At 57.3% G+C, this 16,142-nt stretch carries 19 protein-coding genes; 10 read left to right on the top strand and 9 right to left on the bottom strand.

Annotated features, from left to right (window positions below; all coding sequences use genetic code 11):
* Positions 1-214: 214 nt before the first annotated feature.
* Positions 215-1,051 carry a hypothetical protein gene (locus tag GS632_RS20600; protein ID WP_171238340.1) on the top strand — a complete coding sequence of 279 codons (837 nt, stop codon included), beginning with the start codon at positions 215-217 and terminating at the stop codon, positions 1,049-1,051.
* Between the two features lie 54 nt (positions 1,052-1,105).
* Here GS632_RS20600 and GS632_RS20595 read toward each other — a convergent pair whose 3' ends face one another.
* From GS632_RS20595 to GS632_RS20585, 3 genes are all read right to left on the bottom strand, one after another.
* The gene (locus GS632_RS20595) at positions 1,106-1,993 is read right to left on the bottom strand and encodes a PhzF family phenazine biosynthesis protein (protein ID WP_171722396.1); all 888 of its coding nucleotides are present in this window, start codon (positions 1,991-1,993) and stop codon (positions 1,106-1,108) included.
* Positions 1,994-2,093: 100 nt separating this feature from the next.
* Positions 2,094-2,318, bottom strand: a complete 225-nt coding sequence (locus GS632_RS20590) for a DUF1150 family protein (protein WP_050604806.1) — start codon at positions 2,316-2,318, stop codon at positions 2,094-2,096.
* 5 nt (positions 2,319-2,323) lie between these two features.
* Positions 2,324-2,737 carry an Hsp20 family protein gene (locus GS632_RS20585; RefSeq protein WP_058275530.1) on the bottom strand — a complete coding sequence of 138 codons (414 nt, stop codon included), beginning with the start codon at positions 2,735-2,737 and terminating at the stop codon, positions 2,324-2,326.
* A 163-nt stretch (positions 2,738-2,900) separates the two neighbouring features.
* Here GS632_RS20585 and GS632_RS20580 point away from each other — a divergent pair, with 163 nt between their 5' ends.
* The 4 genes from GS632_RS20580 to GS632_RS20565 all read left to right on the top strand — a co-directional run bounded on the left by GS632_RS20580 (position 2,901) and on the right by GS632_RS20565 (position 5,509).
* Positions 2,901-3,125, top strand: a complete 225-nt coding sequence (locus GS632_RS20580; RefSeq protein ID WP_050604880.1) for a YdcH family protein — start codon at positions 2,901-2,903, stop codon at positions 3,123-3,125.
* A gap of 76 nt (positions 3,126-3,201) precedes the next feature.
* A complete protein-coding gene (purE, locus tag GS632_RS20575; RefSeq protein ID WP_171669479.1) occupies positions 3,202-3,687 on the top strand; it encodes a 5-(carboxyamino)imidazole ribonucleotide mutase in 486 nt (161 codons plus the stop codon).
* On the top strand, positions 3,684-4,439 hold the full coding sequence (locus tag GS632_RS20570) for an NAD(P)-binding domain-containing protein (protein ID WP_171181403.1): 756 nt from the start codon (positions 3,684-3,686) through the stop codon (positions 4,437-4,439). The genes purE and GS632_RS20570 overlap by 4 nt, the downstream gene beginning before the upstream one ends.
* 2 nt (positions 4,440-4,441) lie before the next feature.
* The gene (locus GS632_RS20565) at positions 4,442-5,509 is read left to right on the top strand and encodes a 5-(carboxyamino)imidazole ribonucleotide synthase (protein ID WP_171238343.1); all 1,068 of its coding nucleotides are present in this window, start codon (positions 4,442-4,444) and stop codon (positions 5,507-5,509) included.
* A 13-nt stretch (positions 5,510-5,522) separates the two neighbouring features.
* On the opposite strand, the gene GS632_RS20560 is transcribed toward GS632_RS20565, so the two are convergent.
* The 6 genes from GS632_RS20560 to GS632_RS20535 form a co-directional block, all read right to left on the bottom strand.
* A complete protein-coding gene (locus tag GS632_RS20560; protein WP_171238344.1) occupies positions 5,523-6,686 on the bottom strand; it encodes an alpha-D-ribose 1-methylphosphonate 5-triphosphate diphosphatase in 1,164 nt (387 codons plus the stop codon).
* The gene (locus GS632_RS20555; protein ID WP_171238345.1) at positions 6,683-7,456 is read right to left on the bottom strand and encodes an alpha/beta fold hydrolase; all 774 of its coding nucleotides are present in this window, start codon (positions 7,454-7,456) and stop codon (positions 6,683-6,685) included. The genes GS632_RS20560 and GS632_RS20555 overlap by 4 nt, the downstream gene beginning before the upstream one ends.
* 38 nt (positions 7,457-7,494) lie before the next feature.
* Positions 7,495-8,337, bottom strand: coding sequence for a DMT family transporter (locus tag GS632_RS20550; protein WP_171238346.1), 843 nt, complete (start codon positions 8,335-8,337; stop codon positions 7,495-7,497).
* A gap of 175 nt (positions 8,338-8,512) precedes the next feature.
* Positions 8,513-10,156 carry a chaperonin GroEL gene (gene groL, locus GS632_RS20545; RefSeq protein ID WP_171235997.1) on the bottom strand — a complete coding sequence of 548 codons (1,644 nt, stop codon included), beginning with the start codon at positions 10,154-10,156 and terminating at the stop codon, positions 8,513-8,515.
* 54 nt (positions 10,157-10,210) lie between these two features.
* Positions 10,211-10,498 carry a co-chaperone GroES gene (gene groES, locus GS632_RS20540; RefSeq protein WP_170352338.1) on the bottom strand — a complete coding sequence of 96 codons (288 nt, stop codon included), beginning with the start codon at positions 10,496-10,498 and terminating at the stop codon, positions 10,211-10,213.
* Between the two features lie 152 nt (positions 10,499-10,650).
* Complete coding sequence (locus GS632_RS20535) at positions 10,651-11,325, bottom strand: DUF2161 domain-containing phosphodiesterase (protein WP_171238348.1); 675 nt, start codon at positions 11,323-11,325, stop codon at positions 10,651-10,653.
* Between the two features lie 124 nt (positions 11,326-11,449).
* Here GS632_RS20535 and GS632_RS20530 point away from each other — a divergent pair, with 124 nt between their 5' ends.
* The 5 genes from GS632_RS20530 (at position 11,450) to GS632_RS20510 (ending at position 16,066) form a co-directional block, all read left to right on the top strand.
* A complete protein-coding gene (locus GS632_RS20530; protein ID WP_171722395.1) occupies positions 11,450-12,430 on the top strand; it encodes a TraB/GumN family protein in 981 nt (326 codons plus the stop codon).
* Between the two features lie 109 nt (positions 12,431-12,539).
* Entirely contained in the window at positions 12,540-13,460 is a 921-nt protein-coding gene (locus tag GS632_RS20525) for a manganese-dependent inorganic pyrophosphatase (protein WP_171235994.1), read from the top strand.
* Between the two features lie 93 nt (positions 13,461-13,553).
* Complete coding sequence (locus GS632_RS20520) at positions 13,554-14,543, top strand: DUF389 domain-containing protein (protein WP_171722394.1); 990 nt, start codon at positions 13,554-13,556, stop codon at positions 14,541-14,543.
* Positions 14,544-14,645: 102 nt separating this feature from the next.
* Positions 14,646-15,521 carry a TIGR01459 family HAD-type hydrolase gene (locus GS632_RS20515; protein ID WP_171181381.1) on the top strand — a complete coding sequence of 292 codons (876 nt, stop codon included), beginning with the start codon at positions 14,646-14,648 and terminating at the stop codon, positions 15,519-15,521.
* Between the two features lie 101 nt (positions 15,522-15,622).
* Complete coding sequence (locus GS632_RS20510; protein ID WP_171181379.1) at positions 15,623-16,066, top strand: MaoC family dehydratase; 444 nt, start codon at positions 15,623-15,625, stop codon at positions 16,064-16,066.
* Positions 16,067-16,142: the final 76 nt, after the last annotated feature.

Raw genomic sequence — 16,142 nt, 5'->3', positions numbered from 1 at the left:
CTGAACTGAGCGTCGAAACCGAAAATGTCGAAGTCGACAACTGCGCTCATCAGGTTCTGTTGAAACTGGAAAGCATGGGCCTGATTGCCGCAAGCTGATGCCAACAAACAAAGATTTTTCGGCCTCCGGTTTTCGGGGGCCGTTTTTGTTTGCCCGATTGACAAGCGCTGGCCGGATTGGTGCGGTGCACACAGAAACAGGGTGAATTTCAGACATGCCACGCAGCTTGCCCATCATTTCCAGTTTCTGGTTCGGATCCGATCTGAGCTGGCTCGAGCAGCTGTGCATACAGTCATTTCTGGATCGGGGGCACGCGTTTATTCTGTATCTGCCAAACGAGGTGCAGGGCGTCCCCGCAGGTGCTCAAACGCGCCCTGCCAGCGAAATTTTCTGGCCTCCGTCCTATTCATTGCACCCAGATGACCGGCAGGGCGTGGCCGTGTTCTCTGATATCTTTCGATTGCACCTGATGCGAAAAAGCAAGGCCATCTGGGTCGATCTTGACGCCTATTGTGTAAAAGCCTTCGACTTTCCGTCCGATTGGGTGTTTGCGCATTCCAAAGCTTGTGACTTCCCTACCGGAGTTCTGCGCCTACCGAAGACCGCGCAGACACTTGCGTTGATGCTGGATTTCGTAATGTCAGCGAACCCTACCCAACCCTGGCGCGGACGACATGTCAGACGGCGCAGCCGGGAAAGGATTGCAAAGGGTGAAAGCTGGGGCATCGAAACTCTGCCCTGGGGCAGTTCAGGGCCCAAAGCCTTTACGCATTTCCTGCGCCAGACCGGCGAAGACCGTAACGCGATGGGGGCTGACTCTCTGTATCCTCTTGCCTCTGAGGAATTATGGAAACTGCACGATCCACGCATCACACCAAACGACATCGAAACGGAAGCCGTTCATTCGGTTCATATTTATGGACATCAGAAAAAACTGATAGCCAACAGGATGGCCGGGTTGCCTGCATCGGGGTCATATCTGGACAGGCTATGTGATCGACATGGAATTGACGCACAGGCCGCTCCGATCCTGCGGCTGGGATGGATGTAGCTTGCTGTGCAAGGAAACGGGGTTCCGGACAGGTGTCGATTAACGCTTGTTCATTTATTGCGCATCTGCCGGCAGATCGACCTGCCCGCGCATCAGGATATGTCCCTGACCAGCGACCCTTATCCCGGTCATCGCATCCGCCGGGCCGACGCGAGTAACGCGGGCTTGGCCAGGGCGGCCCATGTCGTGCCCCTGCTCTGCGATGAAACTGTCTTTGGCCATTAGTCCGTATTTCCACAAGTAAGCCGCCATGGCACCGGTTGCGGACCCGGTAAACGGGTCTTCGGGTGGGCTTGGAGGGGCCAGCAAAAGGCGCGAGAATGTATCCCCCGCATCGGTGGCTCCATAGAGCGTGACCAAGAAGGGTTCAGCCATGTCCGAGCCTGAAAACCCAGCGGCCTCAGCCACTTTTCTCAAGGGACCTTCAACCAGTTGAGCCGCGCGCAATGCCTTATGGTCGCGCAGGACGGTGATGCAAAAAGGCAATCCGGTCGACACCAGCTGCGGCGGGGAAATAATGGCATCACTGGGAAGGTTTACGGCAGAGGCCACCAGATCAGCAGGCACACGCGGGCCGAACTGCGGGGCGACCTGTGTCATCTCAATCTGCGCACCTTGCAGCCGGATGGAAACGATCCCTGCACCGGTTTCCAATGTCAGGCTATCGCCCTCAATCATCCCACGAGACCGCATGGCAGCGACGGTTGCGATGGTGGGGTGCCCCGCAAAGGGGATTTCCCGGCTGGCCAGAAAATACCGCACACGGATATCGGCCACGTCAGATGGCCCGGTAAACGTGCACTCGACCAGAGAGGTTTCGCGCACGTAATCCATGCAAACATTTTCAGAAAGATGCGCGCCACCATGGACCACGGCGCATCCGTTGCCTCCAAAAGCGCGATCACTGAAGGCGTCGACCCAATCGAATTCGAACCAGTTCATGCGATAAATTCCTGACAACACGTTCCGGCGAAATTCGCCGGTGCCTATGTGTCGCGCGTGTCGCTGGGAATGTCACGCCCAAATCAGGCGTTGGGGCCGTTCAGTGAACGGCCACCGGGGAAAGGTCGTGTTGACGGGCCAAGACAAAGGCCAGCTTGCGGTCGGCCACAAGCGCCAATTGCTGCCCATCGGAATCATGCACAGCGTAAAGCTGATCCAGATCCCCTGCCTGATCGCGCAGATCACGCGGCAGATCGGCAACCTCGACCGTTTTGACATAAACGATACGGTCGCCTTCGGTGTTGATCTCAATCGGTGTATTCATTGCTCTTACCCCTTCCGTATGTTGATGGTCTGAACCACGGTTTCCGGCACGGCGCGGGTCAGATCCACATGCAGCAGGCCGTTTTCCATGATCGCTTCGCCCACTTCGACACCGTCAGCCAACACAAACATGCGCTGAAACTGGCGCGCCGCAATGCCGCGGTGCAGGAAGATACGCCCCTCGCTGTCGTCGCGTTGACGGCCCCGGATCACCAGCTGGCGATCCTCAATAGTGATCGACAGATCCTCTTCGGCGAACCCTGCAACCGCAAGAGTGATGCGATAGGAAAAGTCCGAAGTCTGTTCGATGTTATAGGGCGGGTATCCTTCGTTGCCAGCCTTTGCAGACCGTTCCAGAAGGCGTTCCAGTTGCTCGAACCCCAAAAGATGCGGGTATGAGCCAAGAGTAAGTTTCGACACGTATTTTCGTCCTTTATTGTCAAAGCGACGTGGTGTGCGGCCCCTTTCCGGCAACCGCCTGTAATAGAATATGGGAAGAAACCAGGATGTCCACAAGGTCTGGCGCGATAACGTCTGACACACTATCTTGTTGGGCAAGCACCACAACAACCCCGAGTCGCCAATGAACGCGCCCACTGACCTTTCCATGAAAACTGATGAAGTTCTGCGGGTTGAGCTGGAAGTTTTCCGCCGTCAGCACCGCGATCTGGACGAAGCGATTGAAGCGCTGCATGACCGGGGAACTGCGGATCAGTTGACGCTACGACGACTGAAAAAAGAGAAACTGCGTCTGAAAGACATCATCCGCATCATCGAAGACCGCCTGACCCCCGATATCATTGCCTGAACACCCTGTAGCGCATTGCCAGAGAACCGGATTTGGCTATAGTGCGCGTTCTTTCTGAGCGCAGGGACAAAAGCGGATGAGCGAAGTGAAAGTCGGGATCATCATGGGCAGCCAATCTGACTGGCCCACGATGAAAGAAGCCGCAGATATTCTGGACGAACTGGGCGTCGCTTATGAAGCGCGCATCGTATCGGCCCACCGCACACCAGACCGGCTGTGGGACTATGGCAAGACCGCCGTATCGCGTGGATTGCACGTGATCATCGCGGGCGCTGGCGGCGCTGCGCATCTGCCTGGCATGATGGCATCGAAAACACGGGTGCCTGTGATCGGAGTTCCCGTACAGACACGTGCCCTGTCAGGTGTGGATTCGCTGTATTCCATCGTGCAAATGCCCAAGGGTTTTCCCGTTGCGACGATGGCAATCGGGTCCGCTGGAGGAGCCAACGCCGGTTTGATGGCAGCCGGCATTCTGGCTCTGCAAGACGAGGCTTTGGCAGAACGGCTGGACAGCTGGCGCGAGGCGTTGTCGGCTTCAATCCCTGAGGAACCGCAGGGATGAGCCGCATCGGTCTTATCGGCACGGGCCATATCGCCGCCCCAATCGCGCGGCTGATGGCTGCCAAAGGGCACGACATTTGCGTGACTGAGCGCAATACCGAAGTATCAGCCGCTTTGAAGGCCGAGTTGGGCGTGACGATTGCTGAACCCCAGGCAGTGCTCGACGCCTCGGACATCGTGTTCCTGTGCCTGCGCCCGCATATCGCGGCTGAGGTTCTGACCCCTCTAACCTTTCGCGCGGACCAGCAGATCGTTTCAGTCATGGCTGCGGTTTCCGCTGAGCAACTTGCTCGGCTTTGCGCACCGGCGGCAGATTTCGTGCAGACCATTCCTCTGGGCTTTCTGGAAACCGGAGGCTGCCCAATGGCTGCTTTTGGCAACGATCGGTTGTTGGCCGACCTTTTTGAGCCCGAGAACCCTGTGGTCAAGGTTGCGGACGAATCCGCGCTGAACGCACATTTCGCAATTTGCGCCATGGTTCCCGGCATTTTGGATCTGATGGCCACTGGTGCCAAGTGGCTAGGCGATGTAACTGGTGAAGCCGATAAGGCCGAGTTCTATACGACCCAGTTGATGTCAGGCTTCCTGGCAACGATGGAAAAAGGCAACGCAGGTCGGCTAGCGCAAGAGCGTGACGCTCTGGCGACAGAAGGCACATTGAGCTTGCAGATGACAGAAACCCTGAAGGATCAGGGCGCGCATGACGCGCTGCATTCAGCGTTGAGTGCAATTGGCAAACGTTTGGAGAGTTGAAGATGGCAGAAATGCTTGCCCAAGGCGCGGTGATCGGAATTCTGGGGGGCGGTCAACTGGGCCGGATGCTGTCAGTGGCAGCGTCAAGGCTGGGCTTTGTCACACATATCTATGAACCGGGCGCAAACCCACCCGCCGGGCAAGTCGCGGATCGTGTCACGACGGCAGCCTACGACGACATCGATGCCTTGAAAGCATTTGCCGACGCGGTGGATGTGATCACCTATGAGTTCGAAAACATCCCGACCGAGGCGCTGGACATTCTGGAAGCCCACCGGCCGATCCGTCCGGGGCGCGAAGCGCTGCGGGTCAGCCAGGATCGTTTGACCGAGAAGAATTTCCTGCAAGACCTGGGCCTGAAAACGGCCCCGTTTGCGGATGTTTCCAATCTGGACAGCCTGAGTACGGCAATTGAACAAATCGGGACACCGGCCATCCTGAAAACCCGCCGCTTTGGCTATGACGGAAAGGGGCAGGCGCGGTTGCGCAGCCCCGAGGACGCCGAGGCTGCTTTGGCCGACATGGCGGGCGCGCCTGCTATTCTGGAAGGGTTCGTAGACTTCTCACACGAGGTGTCGATCATTGCAGCACGAGGGTTGGACGGCCAGGTGGCCTGTTTCGATCCGGGCGAAAACGTACATCGCGACGGTATCCTGCACACCACCACGATCCCTGCCCGCCTGTCCCCTGCCCAGCGCACAGATGCAATCCTGCTGGCGGCCAACATCCTGAATGCGTTGGAGTATGTGGGTGTCATGGGGGTAGAACTGTTCGTCACGCCCGCTGGTTTGATAGTGAACGAGATTGCACCGCGCGTGCACAACTCGGGCCACTGGACGCAGAACGGCTGTGCTGTTGATCAGTTCGAACAGCATATTCGCGCCGTGGCGGGCTGGCCTTTGGGCGACGGGCAGCGCCATTCGGATGTGGTGATGGAGAATCTGATCGGCAACGACATGGATCGTGTGCCCGAATTGGCCCGTGAACGGGATGTCGCGCTTCATCTATACGGCAAAGCCGAGGTCAAAGCAGGACGCAAGATGGGGCATTTCAACAGGATCAAGCGATAAAGTAGCACTTTATTTACGGCCTCGTTCCGTTCAAAAAGCGTGCCGCAATGTCCCCTGACATATGGCTGACACGCCCACCTGCCATGGTCGCTGCGACCCGGTGGGTGGCTGCATCGAGAATGACCAAATCGGCGCGTTTGCCGGGGGCAAGTGTGCCCCGGTCTGTCAGATTCAGCACTTTTGCGGGCCCACAAGAAATCCGGTTCCACGCGCCTTCGAAATCAAGCAGGCCGGTATTGGCCAGCATCAGCGCCGCCCGGCGCGGGCTGGGGTAGTGGTAGTCCGACGCCAACGCATCGCAGAGCCCCATGGCGATCAACTCAACCGCACTGGCGTTTCCTTTATGCGATCCACCCCGCACCACGTTGGGTGAACCAAGGATGATGTGATCCCCGGCAGAACGCGCTGCCTCGGCAGCCTCCAGCGTTTCCGGGAACTCGGCAATGCCGACGCCTCGGGCGCGCCACCATGCCCTTGCTTCAGCGGTTGCGTCATCATGGCTGCCCAGACGTATCCCCATATCTATAAGGTCAGCACACAGTGCTTCGACCGCAGCGGGCACTTCGTTCCTGCGGGCGTGCATGTTGAGCAACATTTCAAAATGTGCATCCGGATTGCGCCCAGCCTTCAACGCCTGCCCCGTTAGTCGCGGCGGCTTCTTGCCCTGCGCCAATCGATCATGCGGCAGGTGATCGTTGAACACCACATAAGGCACCTGCCATTCGGCGATGCGACCGGCAAGGCCCGCATAGTCGTCAAGCATATTGGTTTCGAACCGCAATTGCGGGATCAGATCGGTGACTGTGCTGTCTTTCACGGCGGAAATGGCCTTAAACACCTGCGCGGCAAAGTCCGGACCTCGCACACCGCCTTCCCAGCTGTAGAATTGAGCCAGCACTGCGGTGGTGATGCCGTTTGCCGCAAGCTCGGCTTCGACCGACAGAATACCTTCATTCATCTGCTTCATCGCACCGCGACGCGGGGCGATATGGCGTTCGAAACCGTCCCCATGCAGGTCGATGATGCCAGGCAAGACAAGATAGCCGGACAGATCAACACTGCGTCCGGCCGGTTCCACCTGCACCACACCGTCAGCAATGGTCAGGTCAGCGCGAGACACGCCCTGGCCCGGCAACAGAACATCTGCGCCGGTTAAAGTCAGCTCCAATGCGGTCATCGTGTGGACTCCGAATCCGGGTCTTGGCAGTCCTGCCCAATGCAGATCTCGTCAATTATGTCCATCACACCATCGAGCCAAGTGATCTGCGGATCGAACCGGCCGAATTCGATAAAATGTAGCGCCTGCGCCATGACCTGAGGGTTGTTCATCATGAAGGTATGGGTGACGGGCAGGACCAGATGATCGGCCATACCCTCCACCTTGGTGCTTTCAACCGAAACCTTGCCATCATCGGGCCCGTCGATCAGCGAGGAAAAAACCAGGTTGAGGGACTCATCCCCCGCAATGACCCCCAGCTCGAAATCTACCGGAGGCAGACGGCGCGGAATACCTTCAGGGCCTGTACTCAACTGCAGACCGGCTGGACCGTTCAGATATCCGAATACCTCCCACGCGCTGAGCTCGTCGACCAGCTGACTGCCCTGGTTCGGCGGGCCGAGCATGACGGCGCGACCCATGTTGGCGGGATGATGATCCTTTAGCCAATACCGCAGCAGGATGCCGCCCATGGAGTGCGCCACGACATTGACCTTGTCCTCCCCGCACGAGGCAAAAGCACCCGGCAGAGTCTGTTCAGCCAATTCCGGAATGCCAATCTCGGTCGAGGGGTATCCGGGGCGCACAACGGTGTAGCCGTGTGCCTCGAACAACTCCTCCATCACCGCAAACGAGGCTTCGGTCCGGGCAAGTCCGTGCAGTAGGACCACGCATTTCGCGCTGACGGAAAACGGGAAAAGGCATAAAAGTAAAGCGGTCAGAAGTCTCATGTCCGCCAGATAAAGCCTATGAGCCGCTGATGAAAGCCCTAGCTCTGTTGACGTCGCAGCACAGCCAGCGCGATACCGCCCAGAACCAGCGAGGCACCAACGATCAGTCGGGCGTTTGCACTTTCGCCCAAAAGCACAACACCTCCCAGGATCGCAATGACAGGCACGCTGAGTTGAACAACCGCCGCAACTGTTGGCGCAAGGTTTGGTAGCACGCGATACCATAGGGCATATCCCAAACCAGACGTGATGCCCCCCGAGACAGCCGCCAGCAGATAGCCCAATCCAGTCATCTGCCATTCTGCCCCCGTGACCAGCAGGGCCAAAGTGGTGACAGGCAAGGCGATGACGAAATTCGCAGCCGTGCCCTGCAGGGCGTCAGGCTCGGATCGCCCGGCCAAGGAGTAAGCGGCCCAGCCGATACCGGCCGCGACCATCAAAGCAGTGCCCACCGGATCAACCCGCACGGTTCCCGAAGGCCAAAGCACACAGGCCAGCCCCCCTAAAGCGATGGCCGCCCCTGCCAGTTGCTGACGGGTGGGAAGCGTTCCCGAGGCAGCGGTAAACGCAAACATTGTGATCTGCACAACTGCAAACAGCACCAAAGCCCCCAGCCCTGCATCAAGTGTCAGATAGGCAATGGAAAACCCTATCATATACACCGAGAGCGACCCCGCACCAATGAGCCGCCGGCGGTTGCGCAAAGGCACATCTCCGCCGCGCGCCAACACCAGCGCAGTCAAGACCAGCGCCCCCGCAAGCACCCGCACAATCGCAAACCCGGCTGGATCACTGGCACCACTGTCGATTGCCATCCTGTTCAGAATGGAATTCGCTGCAAAGGCGCACATGGTCAGGGCAGTCAGAAAAATAAGTCGCATGGAACCCGCATATCCGGTTGCAAGCGATATGGACACTCACAATCCATCTACATGCGGCCCACTGTTCGACTTTTCCAAAATGCGCCCGCGAGAGGCATAGCCGCAAAACGGTTATCAAAACGAAATGGGGCCGCCCGAAGGCGACCCCGAAAACAAGCACTATGGCTAAAGCAGCTTACATCATGCCGCCCATGCCGCCCATGTCGGGCATGCCGCCTGCAGGTGCCGCGCCTTCTTTGGCAGGCTTGTCGGCAACCATGGCTTCGGTGGTGACCAGCAGGCCCGCAACCGACGCCGCATCTTCCAGAGCGGTACGAACAACTTTGGCCGGGTCGATCACGCCGAACGAGAACATGTCGCCATATTCTTCGGTCTGCGCGTTGAAGCCGAATGCTGCATCCGAAGATTCACGGACTTTGCCTGCAACAACCGCACCGTCAACACCTGCGTTCTCGGCGATCTGGCGCAGCGGAGCTTCGATCGCTTTGCGAACGATGTTGATGCCCGCGCTCTGATCAGCGTTTCCGCCTTCCAGCGATTCCAGTGCTTTACCGGCCTGAACCAGAGCAACACCACCGCCTACAACAACGCCTTCCTGCACAGCAGCACGGGTCGCGTTCAGAGCGTCGTCCACACGGTCCTTACGCTCTTTCACTTCAACCTCGGTCATGCCGCCGACGCGGATAACAGCAACACCGCCTGCCAGTTTGGCAACGCGCTCTTGCAGCTTCTCACGGTCGTAATCCGACGAAGTTTCTTCGATCTGAGTACGGATCTGGCCAACGCGGGCTTCGATCTCGGCTTTCTCGCCAGCACCGTCGACGATGGTAGTTTCGTCTTTGGTGATTTCGATCTTCTTCGCGGTGCCCAGCATGTCCATGGTGACGGACTCGAGCTTCATGCCCAGATCTTCGCTGATGACCTGACCGCCGGTCAGAATGGCGATGTCCTGCAGCATGGCCTTGCGGCGATCGCCGAAGCCCGGTGCTTTGACAGCAGCAATTTTCAGGCCGCCGCGCAGTTTGTTGACAACCAGAGTTGCCAGCGCTTCGCCTTCAACGTCTTCCGCGATGATCAGCAGAGGCTTCTGCGACTGGATCACCTGCTCGAGCAGCGGAACCATCGGCTGCAGCGAAGACAGTTTCTTTTCGTGCAGCAGGATCATGCAGTCATCGAGTTCTGCAATCATCTTGTCTGCGTTGGTGACGAAGTAAGGCGACAGGTAGCCACGGTCGAACTGCATACCTTCGACAACATCGGTCTCGGTTTCCAGACCTTTGTTTTCTTCGACGGTGATAACGCCTTCGTTGCCAACCTTCTGCATCGCGTCTGCGATCTGCTGGCCGATTTCTGCTTCGCCGTTGGCCGAGATGGTGCCAACCTGAGCAACTTCGGCTGAGTCTTTAACTTCACGCGAAGCCGACTTGATGCCTTCAACAACCTTGGCAGTTGCCAGGTCGATGCCGCGCTTCAGGTCCATCGGGTTCAGGCCCGCTGCAACCTGCTTCAGACCTTCGCGAACGATTGCCTGCGCCAGAACGGTTGCGGTGGTGGTGCCGTCACCGGCTTCGTCATTGGTGCGGCTGGCGACTTCTTTCACCATCTGCGCGCCCATGTTTTCGAACTTGTCTTCCAGTTCGATTTCCTTGGCAACCGAAACACCATCTTTGGTGATGCGCGGCGCGCCGAAGGATTTGTCCAGAACCACGTTGCGGCCTTTGGGGCCGAGGGTCACTTTAACAGCATCGGCCAGGATGTTTACGCCTGCCAGCATGCGGTTACGGGCATCGGTGTCGAATTTGACGTCCTTTGCAGCCATGTCGTTTCTCCTTGAGAAATAAGTTTGTAATGAAGATCAGAGGAAGCTTGTCGCTTACTCGATGATCCCCATGATGTCGCTTTCTTTCATCATCAGCAGCTCTTCGCCGTCGACCTGAACCTCGGTGCCCGACCATTTGCCGAACAGGATCTTGTCGCCAGCTTTGACCGCCATCGCGATCAGTTCGCCGCTGTCCTTGCGCGCGCCTTCGCCGGTTGCGACAACTTCGCCTTCGCTGGGCTTTTCTTTTGCGCTGTCAGGAATGATCAGGCCGCCTGCGGTTTTCTCTTCGCTTTCGGTACGGCGAACCAGCACACGGTCATGAAGCGGTTTCAATGCCATCTTTGTAGCTCCTTGGGCTCAAAGTTTATCTATCCTCCCCTCGCCCTCAGGCGAGGCGTTAGCACTCGGAGTGTGTGAGTGATAACGACGCATAGCTAGGGAGTCTAAAACCCCGAGTCAACAAGTTGTGAGGGATTTTTTCGCAGCTCGGATCAGTTTGTCTGTTCCCAGCTGTAGGCCCAGTGCTTCAATCCTTCAGACCCCTGAGCCGTAAGCCCGTAGACACCTTTTTCAACCTTCTCGAACCACCCGTAGTGGTTTTCGCGCATGAGCCGCGTGGCCACCGACACACCAACCGATTTGGCAACCTCTGCCCCCTTTGTAGGTCCATATTCGGCCAAATAGGCCGCACATTTCAGGGCATCCTGCCGATAGGCAGTCACAATCCCATGCCGCGTGGCCCCGCCCGCGTTCGGGTCCCCTTCCAGCCGGTCGAATTCCCGCAGCAGCCGTGTGGCTTTGGATTTGTTCTTTCGCGGCGCATAGGGGCCGGGATCGCATTGCACTTCGACCGTTTCATCAGCCCGTACTGTGATAAGACCCAGGCCCAAGCGACGGCACAGCGCCAGATTATCTTTAAGCGCCCGTCGCGCGCTTCGACCCGTGGGCTTGCTGACAGCGATATAGACCTGATCGGTAAGCTTCAGCCGGGTGACGGCCTGGTGGAACAGCGACAGCGTGAACCGCAGTTTAAGTTCGACAATAACGGGATCTTCACCCTCGCGCACCGCAACGACATCAGCCGCCCCGACCTCGCCCTTGACGGTATATCCCTGACGCTCCAACAGCGCTTTGATCGGAGGATAGAGGTCCTGTTCGCGGGTCATGGGTTTATGCTACGCAAACTGCCGTGGAATGCCAGCCCATACCTCAGCCGATGCGATGGAACTTGAAACATCCCGCCCACCGGTACACTGTTTCCGAAACACTGATTTCAAAGGAATTCCACCAATGCGCCTGCTTTTTTTCATCGTTGGCCTTTTGTTACCCGCCGTGGCGCAGGCAGGCTGCGAAGGGCGCGACCTGAGAGGGGACTTGTCGCCTGAGGTTCAAGCCAAGGCGCAAGACGAACTGGCAGGTATTCTGTATCCAGAAGGCAATCATTGGGTTGCGACCAAAGATGACACCGTTCTGCACCTCGTGGGCACAATGCACCTGAATTACCCGCAGATGGATGCGATCGTCGAGCGCCTGACGCCCAAGCTAATTCAGGCCGACGCGTTTTATTTTGAAATCCGACAGGATGAGATGGAAGCTTGGGAAAAGAAACTGGCCGCTGACCCAAGCCCGGTCCTGATAACTTCGGGCCCCACACTTGTCGATCTGATCCCAGAAAAAGACTGGAACACTCTTACTGCGGCGATGGCCGAACGCGGGATTCCCAGTTGGATGGGCGCCAAGATGCGCCCCTGGTTTCTGAGTATGACTTTGGCTCTGCCGACCTGCATTGTTCAGAACCCTGACGGAACCAATGGGCTGGACGCACGTCTGGCGAAGTTGGCTACGGACCACGGTATCCCGCAATATTCATTGGAAAGTGTCGAAGACCTTATGGCCATGTTCGACGCTTACCCGATCGAAGAACAGGCGCAATCGCTCGCGCGGATGGCCGGAACCTTTCAAAACACCGAAGACCAGATCGCCACCATGGCCAGCTCATACTTTGATGAAAAACACGCCGAGGTTTTTGTCCTTGGCCGTATTCTGGGGCAAGAGCTGTCGGGCCTGTCTGCCGCAGAGTTCGAGGCCGAGTGGGCAGACTTCGAACAGCAGCTCTTGATCGAACGAAATGCCAATTGGATGGCACAAATTCTCGAAATCCGGGATCAGACAGCTGTCATTGCGGTTGGGGCTGGTCACTTCAGCGATGACCACGGCCTGCTGAACCAGTTAGAGCAGTCTGGGTACACTCTGAAGCGGGCGGAATTCTGAGCAGGTAGGCATATTGCAGACTAAGCGTCGCAGACAGTGTACTGCGGCGTGACAACCGGGTTTGCCCGACCTATAAGGCCCGCAAATTTTCATTCCGCAGGACGCTGACATGACAACACTCGTATTTGGCCACAAATCCCCTGATACTGACTCCACAGGCTCGCCGATCCTGTGGTCGTGGTACCTGAACGAGATTAAGGGTGAACAGACCGAGCCGGTGCTGCTGGGTGAGCCCAACACTGAGGCAGCCTTTATGCTGGACAACTGGGACCTGCCCAAACCACGCATCATCGAAGATGTAACTGCAGACACCCCGGTGGTCATCGTCGACACCAACAACCCGGCGGAACTGCCTGCCAGCATCAACGACGCAGATATCCGCGCGATCATCGACCACCACAAACTGGTCGGCGGTCTGGAAACCAAAGGTCCGATTGACATCACCGTACGCCCGCTGGCCTGCACTGCAACCATCATGGTCGACCTGATGGGTGACGATGCTGCCAAAATGCCCGACGCCATCAAAGGTGCCGCCCTGACCTGCATCCTGTCGGACACGCTGGAATTCCGCTCGCCCACTACCACAGCGCATGACCGCGCGGTGGCGGAAAAGCTGGCCGCTGAGCTGGAACTGGATATATCGGCCTATGCAGCCGACATGTTCGCCGCAAAGTCTGACGTCTCGTCCTTCTCAGACGCAGAGCTGATCCGCATGGACAGCAAGGAATACGAAGTGGACGGCACCAAGTTCCGCGTCTCGGTTCTGGAAACCACTGCCCCCGGCGTCGTTCTGGACCGCAAGGCCAGCCTGGCGACGTCGATGGTGGACGTGGCCGCAGAAGACGGTGTCGATCAGGTTCTGTTGTTCGTGGTTGATATCCTGAATGAAGAAGCCACGCTGCTGGTGCCCAACGATCTGGTCAAATCCGTTGCCGAGAAAAGCTTTGGCGCAGCCGTCGACGGGGATGCCGTTGTCCTGCCGGGCATCATGAGCCGGAAAAAGCAGATCATTCCAAACCTCAAGGTCTGATCTGCGCGCAACCCAGACGAAAGGCGTCCGTTCGGGCGCCTTTTTCTTTTACATTCGCCATTTGCGGGACCGGAATCGGTTGTTAGTCTGGCCTTGGGTACGAAACTCAAACCAGATCAGGCAAACACCATCGTTATTCGCAGCCTCAGTACGACCAAAGGCATCCTTCGATTTGAAGGTACGGACAAAGCCGCTTATTGGCGACGCTTTGCAATGTTGCTGACCCTGTCAGTTGTGATTGCCACCATGGGACTGCTGCGCAACTCCGGGGCCGTCGTGATTGCAGCCATGCTTGTCGCGCCACTAATGACTCCAATCCTGGGGGTGGCTGCCGCGATGGTCATGGGTTGGCTAAAGCGTGCCGTTGCTCTTGCTCTTACGGTGTGCTTGGCGGCTTGTGCCTGCGTGCTGATGGCCTGGTTCATGGTCTATGTCGCGGACGTCCCACGAGGGATACTGATCCCCGATCAGGTCCTTGCGCGCACGGATCCCGGCACCGAGGATCTGATCGTCGCACTGGCTGCCGGTGTCGCCGGCGCCTATGTGCAGATCAAAAAGTCCGAACTGAGCCTTCTGCCCGGCGCAGCGATTGGTGTTTCGCTCGTTCCGCCGCTCTCGGCAGCAGGTATTTTGTTGTATTTTGGCGAACCAGCCGAAGCGTATGAAGCGGGACTTCTATTCGCAACAAACCTAGGCGCGATCATTCTGTCCGCCTGTGCGGTCTATCTGGTTTATGCCGCGCGGTCTGTGGTTTTCAGCAAGGGCAAGCGCAAACTGAACTTTACAGCCAGCGTATTCGTCGCGCTCGCCTTTTTGGTCGTCGTCGTGCTGCAGCTCGGGAAATCCACCTATAATCGCTATCTGGAGACACGGACCGAGGCACAGTTCAAAGTCTCTTCTATTGCCGCGTTGCTGCCGGAAAGGCTCCGTGAAACATCCCTTGTTGACGTATTGCAGGAAGAACTTGGCCCCGGCTATCTGGCCATCATCCGGTATCAGACCCGCATTGGAGCTCAGGTCATTTTGGGAACAGATAACGTACAGCAAGCCCCGGACGTGACCGACGTGACCGAAGACGAATAGAGGATTCTCCAATTCCTCAGCACAAAATGGAAAGCGGGATGGTGTTCGACCCCAAGCTTTGCCATAGCTGTCGCAACCGCGAACATATTCATAGAGGCCCCCATGACCCAGATCGTTTCCTCGCTTGCCGAGATCTCTGACCGCTATAAGGCGCTGTTTGTCGACCTTTGGGGCTGTGTTCACAACGGTATCACCGCTTATCCCGAAGCTGTTGCGGCATTGCAGACTTATCGCGCAAATGGCGGGGTTGTTGTGCTGGTCACGAACTCTCCGAAACCCCGAGCAGGCGTGGCAGAGCAATTGGGTCAGTTCAACGTGCCCTCAGACGCCTATGACACCATTGCGACCAGCGGGGATTCCGCGCGGTCGGCGATGTTCCGGGGAGCCGTTGGGCAAAAGGTGTATTTCATGGGTGAATGGCAGCGCGATGCAGGCTTTTTCGAACCTCTAAAGCTGCTAGATCACCCGATCCACATCGAACGCGTGTCGCTGAAGGAGGCCGAAGGCATTGTTTGCTGTGGGCCATTCGATCCGATGGCTGATCCTGATGTGAACCGGCCCGATTTTCTTTACGCCAAGCAGATGGGTATGAAACTGCTCTGTGCAAACCCTGACATTGTTGTGGACAGAGGGGAAGTGCGCGAGTGGTGTGCCGGTGCTTTGGCGAAGCTGTATACCGAAATGGGTGGCGAGAGTCTGTATTTCGGCAAACCGCATCCACCGATCTATGATCTGGCCCGTCGCAGGCTGCAAGAACTGGGTCATGATGTCCCTGACGGCGACATTCTGGTGATCGGCGACGGACCCCATACGGATATTCTGGGCGGCATGGGAGAGGGCATTGATTCTCTGTTTATCTCAGGCGGTCTGGCCGCAGCCGAAACAAAAACGTCGCACCACCCGCATCACGAATCCTTAAACGATTATATCAAAAGGGAAAAAATAAATCCGACCTACACAATTGGTCGCTTGCGGTAGTAAGAAAAGACTTGATTTTCTGCAGCTGCGAAGTAATAAAGTTGCCAACCTTGGCCTAAAGATGGTTTTTTCTTTCACGGCCGATCTCGAGTGAGGGCAACATGTTGGATAATCTTCCACGCGGAACGATCTGTATCGAAGACATCGAAATGGGTATGTCCCGCCACCTGCGCAAAGTGGTGACGGATGAAGACATCGAGATGTTCGCGCAGGTTTCGACTGACCGAAATCCTGTGCATCTGGACGACGATTATGCCCGCGATACCATCTTTGAAGGCCGTATCGCACACGGGATGCTGACGGCGGGTCTGATCTCGGCAGTGATTGGCGAACAGCTTCCCGGTCACGGCACTGTCTACATGGGGCAGTCGCTCAAATTTCTGGCACCCGTGCGCCCCGGCGACATGGTTTATGCCGAAGTGAAGGTGATCGACATCGATTTTTCCAAGCGCCGGGTCAAACTGGATTGCCATTGCTCGGTCGACGGCAAGAAAGTCCTGATCGGAGAGGCCATGGTTTTGGCTCCATCGCGCAAGTTCGACTGATCGGCAAACCAACCTATGTCAGGAAAGGCACCCGACGGGTGCCTTTTTGCTTTTTTACGTCCCAATTCATGCATTC

The organism is Ruegeria sp. HKCCD7296 (genome assembly GCF_013110775.1).
Taxonomy (GTDB): Bacteria; Pseudomonadota; Alphaproteobacteria; order Rhodobacterales; family Rhodobacteraceae; genus Ruegeria.
This window is presented reverse-complemented; position numbering and strand designations above follow the sequence as displayed.

What these genes read in the sequence shown, in the direction of transcription:
- GS632_RS20525 (WP_171235994.1), top strand. Translation starts at nt 12,540, where the DNA reads ATGACAACACTCGTATTTGGCCACAAATCCCCTGATACTGACTCCACA.
- GS632_RS20565 (WP_171238343.1), top strand. Translation starts at nt 4,442, where the DNA reads ATGGCAGAAATGCTTGCCCAAGGCGCGGTGATCGGAATTCTGGGGGGC.
- GS632_RS20570 (WP_171181403.1), top strand. Translation starts at nt 3,684, where the DNA reads ATGAGCCGCATCGGTCTTATCGGCACGGGCCATATCGCCGCCCCAATC.
- GS632_RS20515 (WP_171181381.1), top strand. Translation starts at nt 14,646, where the DNA reads ATGACCCAGATCGTTTCCTCGCTTGCCGAGATCTCTGACCGCTATAAG.
- GS632_RS20580 (WP_050604880.1), top strand. Translation starts at nt 2,901, where the DNA reads ATGAACGCGCCCACTGACCTTTCCATGAAAACTGATGAAGTTCTGCGG.
- groL (WP_171235997.1), bottom strand. Translation starts at nt 10,156, where the DNA reads ATGGCTGCAAAGGACGTCAAATTCGACACCGATGCCCGTAACCGCATG.
- GS632_RS20510 (WP_171181379.1), top strand. Translation starts at nt 15,623, where the DNA reads ATGTTGGATAATCTTCCACGCGGAACGATCTGTATCGAAGACATCGAA.
- GS632_RS20535 (WP_171238348.1), bottom strand. Translation starts at nt 11,325, where the DNA reads ATGACCCGCGAACAGGACCTCTATCCTCCGATCAAAGCGCTGTTGGAG.
- GS632_RS20555 (WP_171238345.1), bottom strand. Translation starts at nt 7,456, where the DNA reads ATGAGACTTCTGACCGCTTTACTTTTATGCCTTTTCCCGTTTTCCGTC.
- GS632_RS20530 (WP_171722395.1), top strand. Translation starts at nt 11,450, where the DNA reads ATGCGCCTGCTTTTTTTCATCGTTGGCCTTTTGTTACCCGCCGTGGCG.
- GS632_RS20600 (WP_171238340.1), top strand. Translation starts at nt 215, where the DNA reads ATGCCACGCAGCTTGCCCATCATTTCCAGTTTCTGGTTCGGATCCGAT.
- groES (WP_170352338.1), bottom strand. Translation starts at nt 10,498, where the DNA reads ATGGCATTGAAACCGCTTCATGACCGTGTGCTGGTTCGCCGTACCGAA.
- GS632_RS20590 (WP_050604806.1), bottom strand. Translation starts at nt 2,318, where the DNA reads ATGAATACACCGATTGAGATCAACACCGAAGGCGACCGTATCGTTTAT.
- GS632_RS20560 (WP_171238344.1), bottom strand. Translation starts at nt 6,686, where the DNA reads ATGACCGCATTGGAGCTGACTTTAACCGGCGCAGATGTTCTGTTGCCG.
- GS632_RS20550 (WP_171238346.1), bottom strand. Translation starts at nt 8,337, where the DNA reads ATGCGACTTATTTTTCTGACTGCCCTGACCATGTGCGCCTTTGCAGCG.
- GS632_RS20595 (WP_171722396.1), bottom strand. Translation starts at nt 1,993, where the DNA reads ATGAACTGGTTCGAATTCGATTGGGTCGACGCCTTCAGTGATCGCGCT.
- purE (WP_171669479.1), top strand. Translation starts at nt 3,202, where the DNA reads ATGAGCGAAGTGAAAGTCGGGATCATCATGGGCAGCCAATCTGACTGG.